The organism is Lutispora thermophila DSM 19022 (assembly GCF_900142105.1).
Classification (GTDB): domain Bacteria; phylum Bacillota; class Clostridia; order Lutisporales; family Lutisporaceae; genus Lutispora; species Lutispora thermophila.
On sequence record NZ_FQZS01000023.1, the window covers coordinates 23,505 to 41,579 of the forward strand.

The 18,075-nt window shown below is 32.4% G+C and carries 16 protein-coding genes and 1 pseudogene; 15 read left to right on the forward strand and 2 right to left on the reverse strand.

Features of this window, described 5'->3' with window-relative positions; translation table 11 throughout:
- The first annotated feature begins 9 nt into the window (after positions 1-9).
- From brxL to BUB48_RS14325, 7 genes are all read left to right on the forward strand, one after another.
- A complete protein-coding gene (brxL, locus tag BUB48_RS14295) occupies positions 10-2,040 on the forward strand; it encodes a protease Lon-related BREX system protein BrxL (protein ID WP_073026970.1) in 2,031 nt (676 codons plus the stop codon).
- A gap of 96 nt (positions 2,041-2,136) precedes the next feature.
- Complete coding sequence (locus BUB48_RS14300) at positions 2,137-3,147, forward strand: PDDEXK family nuclease (protein ID WP_084524675.1); 1,011 nt, start codon at positions 2,137-2,139, stop codon at positions 3,145-3,147.
- A gap of 29 nt (positions 3,148-3,176) precedes the next feature.
- Positions 3,177-4,070 carry an ADP-ribosylglycohydrolase family protein gene (locus BUB48_RS14305; RefSeq protein WP_073026972.1) on the forward strand — a complete coding sequence of 298 codons (894 nt, stop codon included), beginning with the start codon at positions 3,177-3,179 and terminating at the stop codon, positions 4,068-4,070.
- 29 nt (positions 4,071-4,099) lie between these two features.
- A complete protein-coding gene (locus tag BUB48_RS14310; protein WP_073026974.1) occupies positions 4,100-4,681 on the forward strand; it encodes a DUF7713 domain-containing protein in 582 nt (193 codons plus the stop codon).
- A gap of 170 nt (positions 4,682-4,851) precedes the next feature.
- Positions 4,852-5,589 (forward strand): DUF1444 family protein, encoded by a 738-nt coding sequence (locus tag BUB48_RS14315; RefSeq protein ID WP_073026976.1) that lies wholly within the window; start codon positions 4,852-4,854, stop codon positions 5,587-5,589.
- A 32-nt stretch (positions 5,590-5,621) separates the two neighbouring features.
- Positions 5,622-5,894 (forward strand): hypothetical protein, encoded by a 273-nt coding sequence (locus BUB48_RS14320; protein ID WP_073026978.1) that lies wholly within the window; start codon positions 5,622-5,624, stop codon positions 5,892-5,894.
- 327 nt (positions 5,895-6,221) lie between these two features.
- On the forward strand, positions 6,222-6,422 hold the full coding sequence (locus BUB48_RS14325; RefSeq protein ID WP_034843320.1) for a hypothetical protein: 201 nt from the start codon (positions 6,222-6,224) through the stop codon (positions 6,420-6,422).
- 263 nt (positions 6,423-6,685) lie between these two features.
- Here the strand turns inward: BUB48_RS14325 and BUB48_RS14330 are convergent, their stop codons facing one another.
- On the reverse strand, positions 6,686-7,576 hold the full coding sequence (locus BUB48_RS14330; RefSeq protein ID WP_073026980.1) for a tyrosine-type recombinase/integrase: 891 nt from the start codon (positions 7,574-7,576) through the stop codon (positions 6,686-6,688).
- A gap of 333 nt (positions 7,577-7,909) precedes the next feature.
- On the opposite strand from BUB48_RS14330, the gene BUB48_RS14335 reads away from it, so the two are divergent.
- The 8 genes from BUB48_RS14335 (at position 7,910) to BUB48_RS18340 (ending at position 17,118) form a co-directional block, all read left to right on the forward strand.
- Positions 7,910-10,990: a TrlF family AAA-like ATPase gene (locus BUB48_RS14335; protein ID WP_073026982.1), complete on the forward strand. Its 3,081-nt coding sequence runs from the start codon at positions 7,910-7,912 to the stop codon at positions 10,988-10,990.
- Between the two features lie 121 nt (positions 10,991-11,111).
- Positions 11,112-12,107, forward strand: a complete 996-nt coding sequence (locus tag BUB48_RS14340) for a hypothetical protein (RefSeq protein ID WP_073026984.1) — start codon at positions 11,112-11,114, stop codon at positions 12,105-12,107.
- Positions 12,108-12,463: 356 nt separating this feature from the next.
- Positions 12,464-12,694: a hypothetical protein gene (locus BUB48_RS14345; RefSeq protein ID WP_073026986.1), complete on the forward strand. Its 231-nt coding sequence runs from the start codon at positions 12,464-12,466 to the stop codon at positions 12,692-12,694.
- A 470-nt stretch (positions 12,695-13,164) separates the two neighbouring features.
- Complete coding sequence (locus BUB48_RS14350) at positions 13,165-13,623, forward strand: DUF5680 domain-containing protein (RefSeq protein WP_073026988.1); 459 nt, start codon at positions 13,165-13,167, stop codon at positions 13,621-13,623.
- 62 nt (positions 13,624-13,685) lie between these two features.
- Positions 13,686-14,522, forward strand: coding sequence for a DUF1848 domain-containing protein (locus BUB48_RS14355; protein WP_073026990.1), 837 nt, complete (start codon positions 13,686-13,688; stop codon positions 14,520-14,522).
- A 77-nt stretch (positions 14,523-14,599) separates the two neighbouring features.
- Complete coding sequence (locus BUB48_RS14360) at positions 14,600-14,938, forward strand: hypothetical protein (RefSeq protein ID WP_073026992.1); 339 nt, start codon at positions 14,600-14,602, stop codon at positions 14,936-14,938.
- 774 nt (positions 14,939-15,712) lie between these two features.
- Positions 15,713-16,384: a hypothetical protein gene (locus tag BUB48_RS14365; protein ID WP_073026995.1), complete on the forward strand. Its 672-nt coding sequence runs from the start codon at positions 15,713-15,715 to the stop codon at positions 16,382-16,384.
- 272 nt (positions 16,385-16,656) lie between these two features.
- On the forward strand, positions 16,657-17,118 hold the full coding sequence (locus BUB48_RS18340; RefSeq protein WP_207648348.1) for a hypothetical protein: 462 nt from the start codon (positions 16,657-16,659) through the stop codon (positions 17,116-17,118).
- 744 nt (positions 17,119-17,862) lie between these two features.
- On the opposite strand, the pseudogene BUB48_RS14380 reads toward BUB48_RS18340, so the two are convergent.
- Positions 17,863-18,075: pseudogene (locus BUB48_RS14380) on the reverse strand (IS982 family transposase); the annotation flags it as partial.

An 18,075-nucleotide genomic window follows, 5' to 3' on the forward strand; every position in this document is an offset into this window, starting at 1 on the left:
GGGAAATAGATGGATGAATTAAGCAGGAAACTGAATCAATATTTTGCCGGCAGGGTTGTAAGAAAGGATTTAACAAAAAAGATAAAAGAAGGAGCAAATGTACCCGTATATGTCCTTGAATACCTTCTGGGCATGTACTGCGCCACAGATGATGAAGAAGGTATAGCCGAAGGTGTTGAAACCGTAAAAAGAATCCTGGCTGAAAATTTTGTGCGTCCTGATGAAGCAGAGAAGGTAAAATCCAAGATTAGGGAGATAGGAAAATATACCGTTATTGATAAGGTTAGTGTAAAACTTAATGAAAAGAAGGATGTCTATGAAGCCGAATTTTCAAACTTGGGAATAAAAGGAGTGGCCATATCTCCGACTTATGTAAAGCAATATGAAAAACTTTTGTGTGGGGGCATATGGTGCATCATAAAGATGGACTACTACTATGATGAAGAAGCCAGAGGGACAAGCCCATTTAATATTAGCAATTTGACCCCCATACAAATGCCAAATCTTGATATGGAAGAGATATTAGGCGGAAGAAAATATTTCACAAAAGATGAATGGATAGATGTTATTTTAAGGTCTATAGGGATGGAACCTACAAGATTCGAAAATAATGTGAAGTGGCACCTTCTGGCAAGGATGATACCTCTAGTGGAGAACAATTACAATCTTTGCGAACTAGGGCCAAGGGGTACGGGCAAATCCCACGTATATAAGGAAATTTCCCCAAACAGTATCCTGGTATCAGGTGGGCAGACAACAGTGGCAAACCTGTTTTATAACATGGCTTCAAGGCAGATAGGCCTTGTGGGGCTTTGGGACTGTGTGGCCTTCGACGAGGTTGCCGGGATTACATTTAAAGATAAAGATGGAATTCAGATAATGAAGGACTACATGGCTTCGGGTTCTTTTGCCAGAGGGAAGGAAGAGAAGAATGCTTCTGCTTCTATGGTATTTGTGGGTAATATCAATCAAAGTGTGGATGTACTGCTGAAAACATCCCATCTATTTGAGCCGTTCCCTGAGGCAATGGCAAATGACACTGCATTTTTTGACAGGATGCATTATTACGTACCTGGGTGGGAGATACCTAAAATGCGTCCAGAGTTTTTTACAGATGAATATGGTTTTATTACAGATTATGTATCTGAATTTATGAGGGAAATGAGAAAACGCTCATTTTCAGATGCACTGGATAAATTTTTTAGGATGGGCAACAACTTAAACCAAAGAGATGTTATTGCAGTAAGAAAAACAGTTTCAGGGCTTGTAAAACTCATATACCCTAACGGTGAGTTTACAAGGGATGATATTGAAGAAATACTGCGTTATGCACTGGTGGGAAGAAGACGTGTTAAGGAGCAGTTGAAGAAAATCGGCGGTATGGAATTTTATGATGTTCATTTTTCCTACATAGATAATGAAACAATGAGCGAGGAATTTGTCTCAGTTCCTGAGCAGGGCGGAGGAAAAATAATACCTGAAGGCATGGGTAAACCAGGTCATCTTTATACCATTGCAAGAGGGAAATCAGGTATGATAGGGGCTTATAAGATTGAAACTCAGGTTATATCAGGTACCGGTAAATTTGAAAGGACAGGCCTTGGCTCTGATAGGGAGGCAAAAGAAAGTATAGAAACAGCCTTCAGGTACTTCAGGGCAAACAGCAAAAATATAAGTGGTAGTATAAGTGTTACCACAAAGGATTATTTGATGCATGTACAGGATATACATGGAGTAGGGATGACTTCCGAACTTGCACTGGCAGCCTTTGTAGCATTATGTTCAGGGGCATTGGGTAAGCCGCCACAGAGCCAGTTGGTTGTTCTGGGTTCACTTAGCATAGGTGGTACAATAATAAAGGTTGAGGAACTGGCAAATGTGCTGCAGGTATGTTTTGATTCCGGTGCTAAGAGGGTACTTCTTCCAATGGCATCTGCGGTGGATATTCCTACGGTTCCGCCTGAACTGTTTGCAAAGTTTCAGATTTCATTTTACCAGAGTCCGGAGGATGCTGTATTTAAGGCTCTTGGAGTGGAGTAGTTTGAGTTTGCACAAGGCTAGGAGTATTTTTACTTACATATTGATGGAAAGTTTACCAAGAACTATCTAACGGCATTATGTAAGGAGTGAAATAGGATGTTAATCCCGATAAGTATCGAAGAAAATAATATTGATACCAGTGATACTGAGATAAGTAATTCAACCTTTAAAGATTTAAAGTTGAAAGAAGAGCATATTGAAGAGTTCCTTAGGAAAAACATTGAGGTAATATTTGGCGAAGAAGAAAGTCTTTTAATAGTAGGGCAGCAAGTCAGCAATAAGGAAAAAGGACGAAGTGATTTAACTGCAATCGATGAAAATGGTAATATTGTTCTTATTGAGATAAAAAGGGATATTGATGATATAAAAAACAGAAAGGAAGCATTTGAATTCCAGGCAATTAGATATGCAGCAAGTTATGCTAAAATAAAGTCACCAGATGTGTTAGTTAATAAAATATTCTCAAAATATATCGAAAAGCATAAAGAAGAGTTTGAATTGGGGGATTTAACACCTGCTGAAAAAGGGAAAAGGATAATAAACGATTTTCTAATAAATAATAATTCTTTAAAAACTTTCAACCAAAAGCAAAGAATAATATTAGTCGCATCATCATTTGACCCTCAAACATTATCTGCTGTGGCTTGGCTAATATCAAATAATGTTGATATCAGTTGCTTTAGTATTATGCCATTAAAGATTAATAATCAGGTGTTTTTACAGGTTGATAGGATTCTTCCACCTTCAAGTATAGAGGATTTTTATGTAGATATTGAGGATAACAAAGAAGTTGAAATTGTGAAAAACCCAACTGAAATTATCAGAACCAATCTTCCCAGAATGCCTAAATTGTTCGAATGGGGTCTGCTAAAAAAAGGAGATAAGTTGTATATAAGAAATCATGATAAGGAAGCATCAATGGCCGAAGTTGTTGACCAAAGATTTGTTAACTACAAAGGCAGTAAGATTACCTATAATCAATGGGGGCAAGATGTAACGGGATGGTCGTCAATATGTATCTATGAATGGGCAGTAAAGTTAGATTGTGATAAAACTTTAGATAGCCTAAGGCGTGAGAAACTTAGAGAGATTGATAACGAGGAGTAAATATAATATAGTATTAGGAAGTGTGTTTCATGGATAGATATGAAAGAATACTCGGAGGCCTTTTTGGGATTGCTTGTGGTGATGCTCTGGGTGGAACGCTTGAGTTTATGTCAAAGGATGAGATTAAAAGAAAGTATGGATACTTAAAAGACATTATCGGTGGTGGCTGTTGGAACCTTAAACCAGGGGAAGTGACTGACGATACTATGATGACTATTGCTGTTGCGGAAGGCATTCTGGATAACCCGGAGAATCCTATTGAAGATATCGGAAAACACTTTATTGAATGGTATGATAGTAAACCGAAAGATATTGGCAATATTATCCGAATTGCACTTGGTGAGTATAAACGAAGCAATGACTGGATGAAAACAGCCTACTACGCCCATCAGGCAACAGGTGGTATGAGTGCTGGAAATGGTTCACTTATGCGATGCTTACCAGTTGCATTATATTATAGTGATGTTAAAAAAATGCTTGAGATAACTGCTTCTCAGAGTGTTCTTACTCATTATGACAAGAAAGCAACAGATGCCTGCCAGTTTTATAATCTGTTAGTTTACCAGTATCTCAATGGTAAGCCTAAAGTGCCTTGTATAAGAGAGTACATAGAAAAGTATCCAGAATATAAGCAGGTATTCCAGTTATCAAAAGATGAATTGAAGCCAACGGGATATGTGTTTGATACTTTGATATGTGCATTATGGTGTTTTATTAACACATCTTCTTTTGAGGATGCCGTATGTGAAGCGGCCAACCTTGGAGGAGATGCGGATACTATAGCCGCAATTACCGGTGGAATGGCTGGAGTGTATTATGGCTATGGTGCTATCCCTGACAGATGGAAGGAAAAGATAATGATAAAAGAGCAGTTAACTTCTATTGCAAAGAGGATGATAGAAAAGTATAGGATTCAAGAGTAATTCCAGTCGGTGTTAAGGAGAGAATTTGCATGAATAGGTGTCAATGGTGTGGAAGAGTGCCAAGCGGTTTTGGAATGGTAGTTTTAACTATAAAAGAAGACGAGCCATCCCAATCTGTATGTAGAGACTGCTACAATGAGTTTGCTGCTAATATGCTTGGAATTGAAGATTATAAAGATTTTGAAAAAGAGGCTACCTTTATAGATTGCGATGGAATAGAACATCGCTTTCAAGTAGGAAAGATGATTAACCCAACAGGTATTTGTTGGAAGGCGGTAGAGTTTATATGCGAAAATAAAATAGGCTATTCTTTTGAAGCACATCAGGATTTTGAAGAAGATTCAAATGATGCTCTGGAAAGACTTTATAAAAAGATAAAGAAAGGACTATCGCAAAAGTTTATAAGAAAAGAAATGTTTCAAGGGCAAGAACTTATCTTCATTAAAGAAAATATTGTAGAAGGGCGTATTGAATGGGATGATAGATATAATGACAGAACGCCCAAATTTATCATAGATGGACAGGAATATAGCCTGGAAGAATTCGGTAGGATGTTGATGTCCTGCGAAGGATGGAACTTTAGATTAGAAATAATTGAACCTACAGAGTAAGTTTATATACGCAATATTAAATTATAACAAAAAGGTTGCGCTTACCTATAATATAACTTAGAATATAAGTATACAGAATGAGAGCATATTCTCTTACAGCCAGCAGATGCTGGAATAAGTTAAGAGAGTATGCTTTTTGTGTTTTTATAGAGTTATTAAGGAGGTAGGTAATGCTTACTATTGCTGATTTTTCAAGGAAAGTAGTTTTTGATTTAAATAAAACGTTTCCTATAGCCAGGGTACAGGGAAAGTATGTTATTGTGGAGTCTAACCCAAACAGTGTGTCTGTACCTATTAGTAGTATTTATGGGGAATACCAAGAGACCGAGGATTATGGAAAAACTTTAGCATCATATATTAAAATTATTAATGATATTCTGAGTCAATATAAATTTAAGATTGACTATAACAATGTTTATCCGCTGCTTAAGAGCAGGGATTTTGGAAAAGGGGAAAAGGATTTAGGGTTTTATAGGGAGCATGCGTTTGCTGATATAGATACTCTTTATGTTACAGATGAAGGAGAATTGTTCAGATTTTTATTATATAGTGATGATGTAGATTTTGAATTGGTCAAAAAATCAGCATGGGAAAACCTAAATAAAATGAGAAATCCATTAGTTAAATTAGATAAGGCCCTAGAAATATATACCTTGAAATTCACAACAGATTATAACTCAACCCTGTTATTAAGTACTGCACTACAGAATCAGATAAGCAAAAAGATAGGGGGGGATTATCTCTTTGCAATTCCTTCTGCTACTACGCTAATAGTGGCTAAATTACGCCATGAGTATATAAAAATTATAGAATCATTAATTATGATAGATAATAATCGGAATAAGGTTTCAGATAAGATTTATAGGTTTAAGAATGGGATATTTGATATTATTAATAAAAGATATTGAATGGTTAATATAGGAAAAGGGAGATTGACAATATGAATAAGGTTATAATCGAATGTGATGAACTTATTGATGGATATGAATTAAACAAGGATAGTATCCTGAAACAATTGCAGTTTATGAAAATAGATAAAGGAACAGAGAGTTTTATCACTGCATACGATGATGATTTTCGATATACATTGATTGGTGAAATCAAAGGGAACAAAGTGTTTTTAACCAATATAATAAAAGCGGCTGCTTATAAAGAAATGGATAACACTGATTTATATGAATTTATAAAATATGAATTTATAAAAAAGGTATAAGGTTTATGGAGAAATTAGGATAAATGAATAAGGCTTTGGGGATGTAATGTCTATCCTCAACGCCTTATTCTATTAGTGCCTGGGTATCTCAAGTTTTTCGTTTTTTTCTCTAAACAATCCTACCTCTATTATCTTTTGCTACATTATACCTTTGACCTTCAAAATATTATATAAGTATGTTTGTATGAAGAAAGGCTTGAGATGTAAGGTTTGTATGCGATTTTAGCAACAAAATTTTTATTACAAATTTATGATATTTTTTATTTTGGACCTGACAAATCTCTTTGTGCGCGCTACTATATTAGAAGAAAGGAGAGTTGATTATTGATGAAAAAGAGATTAGATATAATTTTTAACATAGTTATACCTACAATGGTAGGGTACGCAACGTTCTTTCTGATTTTCTATTTCTATCAGAGATTATTTTTTGAATACAGATGGCTCGCAATAATTCCATTCATTATAGTTACAGGATATGTTATAAAAGATAATATGAGAGAGTGGAAGATGATAAAGCAGCAGGGTTAGAGAATTAGGAGTAAGGGGAAAAGGGGATAAGTGGATAAGTGGATAAGGTCAAACTTACCCCTTATCCCTAAGTCCTGTAAAGGATAAAGAAGGTAGGGTAGGAGTTATGAAATATGTAATAATAAGCCTTATAGTATGTATTACAATTGTAGCCATTGCTGCAATAATAGGCATTATGAAAAGAAAATAGTAAGTATTATATATAGCAAAAAACAGGCAATATGAGCCTGTTTTTTAGTCTGAAACTAAAGGTAAATTTGTTTCTAATAATCTGATATAGCATTAATACTTTCTTCCAAATCCTCCTGTCTCACTTTAAGATAAATGGCGCTGCTTTCTATACTTTCATGTCCTAACAACAACTGTACAGTATTAATATCAGCATTAGGTGTATTTAGAATTTGAATTGCAAAGTGATGTCTGAACATATGAGGATGAATTTTAATATTGGTATCATTTGCCCAGCGTTTTAGTATTTTAAAGATTCCAGAGCGGGTAAAAGGGCGTTTCCTTTCGCTTATTAAAAGATAATCAGAAGATATGGACATTTTATCTCTTTCTTCTATATATGAAATTATAGCCTTTCTGACATCTAAATGAAGAGGAATATTCCTTTCTTTTTGATTTTTACCTATAACTCTTAGATTTCCAGAGCGGTCATTTATGGTAATGTCACAAAGGCGGATATTTATAAGTTCACTGACCCTGACTCCAGTTTTTGATAATAACTCAAAAACTACTATCCATAGAATTTTTTGACTTCTATACACATATCTTTTGATTTTCCTAAAGTCTGAGTTAGAAAAACCCTTTGGAGCAGTAGGTTTATTTGTACGTATCTTCTTTAGATTTTCAGCAGGATTGTTTTTAATAATGCTATGACTTTGAAGAAAGTAAAAATATTCTTTTAGTGCTGCAATTTTATTATTTATGGTAGATGCTTTTTGGCGCTTGATATTCAAGAGATAATTCCGGTAGTCTTGTAAGTCCATCATGATTACATTTCCTGGGATAAATTTTTCACCATATGACTCGGTGTAGTATTTTATAAAATCATTGATATTGGTAGTATAAGTTGATATTGTGCCACTTGATTTATCGTTTTTATTTAAATAATCTACAAAATCATCCAAATAATATTCCTTAGTATCCATGACTAAACTCCCTTCCTTAAAATTTTACTATGATTTTAAGGACACATAAGGGTAAATTCAAGTTTATATACCAGGTAGATTTCAAGTTTAAAAGTAGGGCTAAAAAGTTTTGTGGACAATTTTTAAGGGCTTATTACATCAAATTAAGATAAAATTGCACTTGATTTTCATTGTATTCTCTACAAAACCCTGATTTTGTAGAAAAATTTTGTAGATAATTGGATAATTTTAGTATATAATGAAGTTGTTATTGAAATGAATAAATTTGAATCAGAAACAAGTATAAAGACTTGAATCAATGATTTTTGATTTTTTCAATGGAGGGGAGTAGTTGTGGATAGTACTTTTAAGAGGGGGTCACAATGGAGAAAATGGGACCTTCACGTTCATACTCCAGCATCTGTATTGAACAACCAATTTGGGAATGATTGGGATTCATATGTTAAACTATTATTTAATACTGCTATTCAACGGGAAATTGAAGTAATTGGAATTACAGATTACTTTAGCATAGAAGGATATAAAAAAATTATAACAGAATACATCAATGATGATAATAAATTAGCAACATTATTTAAGGACGAGTTATCAAAGGACGAAAACTATATTTCAAAAATTAAACAAATACTTTTATTACCGAATATAGAATTTAGGCTTGACAAAATTGTTTCCAGTAAGAAGGATGGTCAACAACCACGAAGGCTAAATTATCATGTTATTTTTTCAAATGAAGTGAGTATTGCAGACATAGAAGAGAATTTTTTGGAAGATTTGGAGTTTTCATATCAAGGTACCACAGAACATGGTTTAGAAAGAAGAAAACTAAAAAAGTGCAACCTTGAGGCATTAGGGCAGAAACTTCGTTCTGAGCATCAACCATTTAATCAGTTGTCAGATTATTATGTTGGATGCATGAATGCAGTTGTTAGTGAATCAGATATATGTAAAATTTTAAAAAAGGACAGGCCTCAACTTTTTCAAAACAAATATATTCTGGTGTTAGCGGAGGAATACTGGGATTTAGTGGATTGGGATGGCCAAGACCATAATGTGAGAAAGAATATTCTATCAATATCCGATATGATTTTTAGTTCTAACGAAAAAACAAGACAGTGGGCATTATCAAAGAATTTTCAGGAAGAGTTCGGTGATAATAAACCTTGTATTTGGGGGTCTGATGCTCACTCTCCAGAAAAACTATTTAACCCAGAGCAAGAGAAATATTGTTGGATAAAAGCAGATACTACGTTTGAGGGGCTTTTACAACTGTTAAATGAGCCCAAGGATAGAGTATTTATAGGTAAAAGGCCTGAAAAATTAAAGACTACAGAATTAAATAAGTCTCGATATATATATAAATTGGATATAAAAAAAGTAAGTAACTATCCATTAACAGATGAGTGGTTTGATAATTCAATTGTTTTTAATTCTGACCTTGTTGCTATAATTGGAAGTAAAGGTAGTGGTAAAAGTGCATTATCAGATATTTTAGGTTTGTTAGGAAATAGCAAGAATGAAAAATATTTTTCATTTCTAAATCCTGAACGTTTTAGAAAGCCACCTCAAAATTTATCTCAATACTTTGAGGCTAAACTTACATGGTTAGATGGCTGTGTTGATGAGAGAGGTCTTTCAACTAACTCTAAATTAACTGAAGTTGAGAAAGTTAAATACTTGCCTCAAAAGTATATCGAAAATGTATGTAATGACTTGGGTAATGGTTTTGAACAAGAAATAAATAAAATGGTATTTTCATATTTGCCTGAAAATGAAAAGTTGATGAAAAGTTCATTTGATGACCTGATTAATTATTTGTGTCAAGGTATTGAAGATGAAATGCAATCTTTAAAGAATGATTTGGATAAGATAAATAATAGGATAATTGAACTGGAAGATAAACAAAATCCAGATTATATTGATGCCATAAAGAATCAACTAAAACAAAAGTATATTGAAATAAAAAATCATAGAAAAATAAAGCCTAAAGAAAAAGAAATGCCTGATGAAGGGCAAAGTTCTGATGAAAATTCAAAGTTAAAAGTACTAGATGAAAAAATTAAAAGTATAGATAAAAAAATCGAAGAGGTCCAAGCGGAACTTAATACTGTTAGTGTTCAAATAACCGATTTAAATCTTATAAAAGATAAAATTATTGAGTTATGTAAGAGATATGAAAAAACAAAGGATGAGATAAAGGAAATCCTTGATAGGCATAGTTTCAATATTAGCCTAAAATTAGATATTAGTTACGATATGAAAGATATAAATAATTTATTAGATAGGCTAAATAATTATAAGAATCAAATGCAAATATTGCTTGAAAAAGATAAAGAAAAACAGACGGATAAGTCTTTATATAAAATGAAAGAAAATTTAACTAGTGAGAAAGAAAAGATTATTGGAGAGATGAACTCAGCATTAAAGGAATACCAGAATTACTTAGAGGAGTTAGGCATATGGGAAAAACGGAAAAATGAATTAATAGGAGATGCGAATAAAGAAGGTTCATTTAAGTATTATGCAACAGAACGCAGATACATCAAGCAAAATCTGAGTAAAGAGATTAATGAAGCAATCAAACAAAGAGAGAAGATATGCAGGGATATATATAAATTAAAACTGAAGAAAGTAAATATTTATAAGCAAATATATAAACCTGTTATGGAACGTATTAATGCAATGGGTAATATTAAAAATGATAATTTAAATTTTTCTGTTGAGATTTTGCCTGAAAGTAATTTTAGTGATAAGTTTTTATTTGCTATTAATCAATCTGTTAGTAGTGATTTTAGAGGTATAAGAGAAGGGTATGAAAAGTTAAAAGAGATAATTATTAAATATAATTTTAGTTGCGAGGATGATACAGTAAATTTTATTAAAGATGTTTATGATAGACTTACAAGAGATAAAAGTAAAATTAACAAATTATTAAAAGATAGAGAAAGATTATATAATTACCTGTACTCACTAGAATATCTAAAAGTTGAATATAAATTAAAATTTGGAAATAGAAATATGGAACAATTATCACCTGGTGAGAAGGGGACTTTATTACTAATATTTTATTTGGTATTGGATAAGGATAATTGTCCACTTATTATTGACCAGCCTGAAGATAATTTAGACAATCAATCTGTTTATGAAAAACTGGTTCCATTTATAAGGGAAGCAAAAAATAGAAGGCAGGTAATTATTGTTACTCACAATCCCAATATTGCTGTGGCTTGTGATGCAGAGCAAATTATATATTGTAATATGAATAAAGAAAATTGCAAAATTGAATATGAAACTGGTAGTATTGAGAATCCTAGAATTAATGAATATATAGTAAATGTTTTGGAAGGAACAATGCCAGCATTCACTCTAAGAGAGTTAAAATATAAAGTTAATAATAATAGAGAAAAAGGCCACTAGTTTAACTTTTTCGCAAAAAATTGGAGAAATATAAAGGTACGGATATTCCTCTATTCGTCACATTTGAGTTTAAATAAATAAGAAACTCACTCTATAAATAGAAGAAACAGGGGGGCTATTTATGAAGAATATTGATATCGAAAAACAATATGAAGATACTATTTTTAAAATGCTAAAACGATTTGCTTTTATATCAAGGCAATTTTGTGATAAATACTGTGTGCCAGATGGCCTAATGGATATTCTGATGGAGAAAGCCTACACAAATAATGTATCAAAAGATTTGTTATATAGCAACAAATTATCTTATGATTATGATTATTATGCTTTTACCAAAAGTACAAAAACCCTTCATGCTATTCTGAACTTATTAAAAGACAAGAGATATTTCTTTAATGAAGATATTATGATGCTAATCAGGAGTATTTTTGAAAATCATATTTTGAGTAGATACTTTAGGGAACATATAGATATCGAAATTGAAAGAGAAAAAGTTATAAATGAATTTATACAAAATCCACTTGGAATTTCATTAGGTTTCTACATTAAAGAAGGATTTAGCGTAAAAACTTTAGATGGAGAAATATTAGGGAATGTTAAAATGCCCAGTAGTTACAAGATGGGGAGCGAGAAAGATTATTATCCTGAATTCTATTCATATCTATGTGAATTTACTCACTGTTCTTTCGGAAGAATTGAGTGCTATTTTGATGGAGCAAACTTCTATTACGATAAAAATAATTTTAGGTTAGAGGCAATGCTATTTACCTTATTTGTTTTTACAAAAATATTCGAAGGTGTAGTCACTGTTGAAGGAGAGAATTTTGATACTAAAAAAGAAGAAAATAAGTGCTATAACTTAGTATATGATTCTTTAGAATTGCAGAATGAAGTTTTTGATTTCTTGATAAAAAAATATGAAACAATTAGTTTTAATAAAGATACAGCGATTATTTCTCTGTATCTTAATGAAAAAAGCACTTCGAATAGGAATTTAACAATAAAAAGTATGCTTTTAAAGATGAAGAATTCATTAGATGATAATGAGATAGGTAGTGTAATAAAAGAAAAGAATGAAAGTGGAAAGTATATAAGACAGTATCCTGGTAACTGGTAGTTGAACTAATAATGTAGATAGGTGGATATTTTGAAAAATTACATAATAATGATAAATTAAACTTTGGATTGAAAAAATAACAGGTAGCAACAAATAAAACTACATAGTGCTATGTAATGATAATCACGATTTTCTGAGTTGTCTTATGTTTAGTTAACACATTATGTGATAAATGAAATACATAGTATAATTATCTACTTAAATGTTCATTCGAAAATTGAATTATTGGACAATATTAACTGCCTTTAAAAAAATATTTATGTTTACCTAGTTTATAAAAAATCACTCAAAGGTTGATTTATGGGGTAATGCTTATATAATACCTCTAAATCAAAAACTGAATGGAGTGATTTTTTATGAGAGATGTAACGATTTTCGGCAATTTCACTGTATTAGAAACTTTTATGCTTAATGGTGTGCAAGTTGATAAAGGCTTTGATGAGCGGCTGGATATATTTTATAGAATAAACCTTTGCATAGGAAATAGTGCCGATGATGTTAATGCTTTATTTATAGATTGCTATTATAGAAGTATTGCTGATTTAAAGAGAGATTTGAAGGATTATATTTGGGTAAATCAATCTTAGACGTTAGGACGAATGAAACATATGCTACTCTTTACACGTCAAATAAAAATATAACTGTAAAATAGCACGAATATAAGCATTTTATATTATAATTAAAGAATAGATTGATTTTAATAAGAATAAAGTGGAAAGAGTCTAACTTAAAATGGGAAAGCAGTTTGAGTGTTTAAAGTGTAAAGAGCAAATGAAGTATCTGAAAGAATACCGCTTTGATTCTCAGGATAATAATAGGGGAATATTAGGAGCCTTATTTGATATTGAAGAGCATTTGACTTTTGACATATATGGCTGACCTAAATGCAGGCAAACAGAGTTTTTCTTTACGGGAGCAAGGGAAGGGTTTGACGAATGGAATGACTGGTGAAGTCATTCTTTAATGTTATGTAATGTTTATTTAATGTGTTTATGGTGCAATGAATATAAAAAGAATAAAGAAAGAGTGAGAATAAACAGGAAGGGTGATGAAAACAATGAACTGCACAGAATTGGCTTTGAAAGAATTTCTGGTCAGAGCAAAGATAAATACATATGCTGGAGATGGGATTCTTTCTGCATCTTCAAGACCGAACTCAAAGGATTTACATTATGGTGAAGGGGATTTACTATACATAGACTCTTACTTCGGGAGCGCTGATTTTATTGGTGAAGAAGTGGTATTTGAAAATCAAAAGCCCATATGGGGAATGAATTACTATGGGAAGATGCTCGTTGACGAAGTTCTGCCAGGATTCAGCAAATGCCTGAAAAGTTCATTGAAGGCAGTTCCTGTTGAGAACCCATTTAGAGGACCTGCTTTATTTGAACAGGATGGGTTTGTTTATAAATGTTCATGGCAGGGAGATATATCTGAGTTTAACGGGAATGAGGCAATATACTTTGATGGTATTGAAATATATAGATTGTCTTTTCATGGCGGATATATAAAATAGTAACCAATATTCTTACACACACCGTAAACACAAACTTTTTATGGAGGCATTATCCAAAACCGATGCTTGAGATAATAAGTTGCAGTAGAAGAACGGATATTCCCGCATTTTATTATGATTGGCTTCAGGAAAGTTTGAAAAATAAATATGTAATGGTAAAAAATCCTTACAATAAGTCAACATACATGGTGAACCTGGCTCCTGAAAGGGTGCATTCCATATGCCTGTGGTCAAAGTCGTTTACAAATGTACTTAAGAATCCTGGATATTTGTCGCTGTATAATCTGTACTTTCAGTTTACAATCACAGGCTACTCCAAATTTCTGGAACCAAATGTTGTTGATACAAATGAAGTAGTCAAACAGATGGAACAACTGGCAGAAAGGTATTCTCCACAGCAAATAAACTGGAGATTTGACCCTATTATTCTTAGTATCAAGGGAGAGCAAAGTCCGACACCAGATAACTTTGAAAGAGCAAGGCTAAATATGTTTGAGGCTTTGTGCAGGGATATTTCTTCCTTTGGGGTAAATCGCTGTACCATTAGTTTTCTTTGCTTATATAAAAAAGTGGAACAAAGAATGAAAGCATCGAAGTTTACCTATTTAATTCCTTCACAGCAACAGCAGATTGAATTAGTAAGCCAATTAGTGGAAATTGCAGATAAATATGGGACTACTATTTATACATGTACCAGCCCCATCATTGAAGGAGTACCTGGGGTGAAGAAGGGGCATTGTATAGATGGGGCCTATCTTGAAGAATTGTTCGGTAAAAGAGCATCCCATGCAAAAGATGCAGGGCAAAGAAAAGGATGCGGATGTACCAGGTCAAGAGATATTGGAGCATACAGTGGGCAGAGTTGCGGACATGGATGCCTTTATTGCTATGCGAGATAATTGAAATATAGTTTCCTGTATTTAACCAGTAAGAGTTGATGGTTATCAAGAGGAAATATACTATTATGGGGTGAAACATGATGAAAAAGCCTGTATTATGTATCCTGTTGATTATGTCCGTATTAATGACGGCAACTGGCTGCAGTATTGAGCATAATGTAAGCACTAATTCTTCCAGGGCTTTTAAAAAGGATTTAATGGGAATTTCAGATGCGATAAAGAGTGTTGAAATCAGTTTTAGACGTCCTGCCGTAATTTATAAAGTTAATATGACAAAAGAACCAACGCAGGAAACGCTCGATACTATCCTGGGAAAAGTGAAATCATTTACTACTGTAGAAAACATGGATGAAATAGCGCGTAAAGTTGGTTGGAAACAGCGTGTGTCGCAAGTTTATCTTCGAATAAATAACTGATAAAGACGACTTTATTGAGCACGAATATTTCAGCAGGTATTATAAAACTGCAGTGGTAGAAGATAGAGAGGATAATATTGATGCATATCAAACTTGGAAAAAATCATCAACTCTGAAGGAAACAGATTTTGAAAACTAAGTTTTTATTATAATGTTAAGCGCTTGATTCAAAGATGAAATAAAGACTCTGCGTATATACAGAGCCTTTTTATTTCATCTTAATAGTCCGAAATTTTAAAATAGCGAAACATTACAAAATAAAACACTAATTTCTTGATATTATTATACATAAAATAGACTCAAAAATCCTTATTTTGCCAACTAGTAGATAGAATAACATGCATATTCTAACGAATGTTATTTTATGGTATGATATATAGGAATTCTAGGGTTTTAGGTGACTGCATGCTTCTATAGGATTATGTGTCGAAGAAAAGGGTTAGCAAAAAATAAAAGATTATGGTAGTGTAAAGTAAAATATGAAAAAATGCTTCGCAAAATTTAAGTGCTTTCATCCTCTGACGGAATTTTAATCTGCTCAATTAAATTTCTGTCAAGGCTGAAATTAACGGACTTTCAGCCCGACCTTGACAAAAATTTATGAGCAGATTTTAAGGCATTTTCAAGAGGATGCAAGCATGAATTTGATGAAAATTAGGGGGGTATACGAATTCTGAGGTTTAATAACCATCTAATGCTTGAAATTAAAGCATTTGACGTATTTTGCATCAATGCTACTTAACACAACCAAGATTATCATAGGGGTCGAAGATGATGAAACTTAAGTTATTAGTTATACTATTAATTTTAACTTCTTTACTCAATGGATGTAATAAAGAAGATAACACATATCCATTAGAATTTTTTGAAATAAGCAATACAAAACTAGAAAATCTGCAATTGAATAATGTTAATAAAATTATTGTAGAAAAAATAATCAATAAAAGACTTAGCGCATTTCTCTTTACGGATAATGAAAACAGCCAAATTAATGGTGGAATTAATTTAAATGATAAATCTTATTATATAGGTCAAGTGTCAATGGAGAACACACCAGACCATTTAATGGGAATTGCTGAAGTTCAGGTGTTTGGAAAGAAGGCAGTAAAGATTTATGGAATATTGGGTGCAAATTATGCGCAGGCATTTTACTGGTTTGTTGAAGAAAAGACGGAAGATTCCATAATACAGATAGATGGACATACAATGGAAGTTGATTTAGACGATGATGGTAAAAAGGAGATTGTTTCAACTTCAGGAACAATCCCTGAAACAAAAATATACATTTTGAGAGAAGGCAAAATATACGTTTCTGATATTAATAAATCAATTGGGGCAAAATCGGTATTTTTGCAAGATGAAGATAAAAAATTATTTCAAGTATACTTTGAGCCAAATAAATCAGAACAATATGTATATTATAAATATTCTTTTATAAAGAGGTAGAGTATCTTTGCATAATAAGTAGAACGATACTATATTAAATTACTTGTTTTGCGCAATATTTTTATTTTATGCCTCAAAGCAAATAAAAAATTGCTTAATAGCATGGCAACCGCTGCAAAATTGAATCTGTTCTTAGTGCTTAAGCCCCGTTAACAAGAAATAGAACCGTTCATCTAACGAACCATAAAACTTGAAAAGAGTATATAGCCCTCTTTATATTATAGTGGAGTTTTGTAAACAGGGATTTCATAATAATAGGGAGGGCTTATAATATGATTTTAAAAGCGGAAGAAATTTATTCGAAATTTAATGCAGAAAGTATTGAGATTAATATTCCTAAGAAATTGCTATTGCCATTAATGCAGCAGGTAAATAGACACTATGAGATATTAAAGTATGAGGAAGAAATTATAAACAACTTTGCGATACGTGAAAATATCAACAACACAGAAATGATAATGACTAAACTGTTTATCTTGATGACCAAACCCTATAATAGGAAGGAAATTATATTTGAAATAAGTATAGCAGAATTTTTAGTCCTCAGGGATTTAGTATTTTGTAATTACTCATTACCTCATCTAAAAGTAAAAATGAGGCCTCATATCCGCAAGGCATACAATGAATTTCTTGATGAAATTGAAAGCATCTTTGAAATGTTAGAACGGGATGAAGTAAAGGCATACTGGAATTATATAAAAAACTACAAAACTAAAAACAGTAAACTCCAATGAATCAATGAAGAAGGCATTGATAGGTTAAAACTTACCAATGCCTTTCTGCATTATTAATTATTCTTTTTACATAAACTTTCTATTTTACTGCTGAATGACAATAATAAAATAAATGAAAAACCTATGAATAGACCTATGATAAAGCGTATGATAATATTTTGAACTGCGATTATAAATGGAACCAGGAATATATTTATAAGTATAAGCAACTTTATAGTTCTAAAAATACTTCCTCTCATACTACTTAATACCTCCTTACATCTAAGGTTATATAGAATTTTATCTCACTACTATACCTTAATTCAAATAGAAATTTAACGTTTAAAATAAAGTTGTTCCACGTTATAATAAGAGTAGAAATAGGTTTAAGGGAAATGGACCAAGTGCCATTGACACAGTCACCATAATAAAGGTGTCAAACTGATGTCAGTGGCATTTTGTTTTTCAGAGAACAGATGAATAAGGGAAAAGCGATAAGAATTTCATTAGAAAAAAGGCTAAAAGCAAGGGGTAAAGGACTTAATGAAGTGGTGGTTGAATTACATTACGATATCATTCTCCTTTGTTCCGTATTCCTTTATACTTAATTCCTAACTCGGGAGGTATCTGCATGGCTAAACGGAAAACAGATTGGGATGAAGATAAATTAACCTCTTGTGCTAGGTAGTAAGATTTGATTTTAAGGAATATTATACCAACTAATAAGGGTATAAAATCCTTGCTAGATAATTTTGTGTGGATTAATTAACCAAATACTAACTCTTTGATTCTTGAATGTGACTCACGGCCTATAAGTTTATTGATGTAATAACACAAGTTATAAGCCAATAATTTGGTTTTAATCCTTGTTTGTAACCCCCAAAAAGACTTCGCTAGTACTCTCTCAATATTGAGTTGACAAACAAGCTGGGATGCTGACGTTTCAATCCTTCGCCTTAATCTAAAGATAGCTTGCCT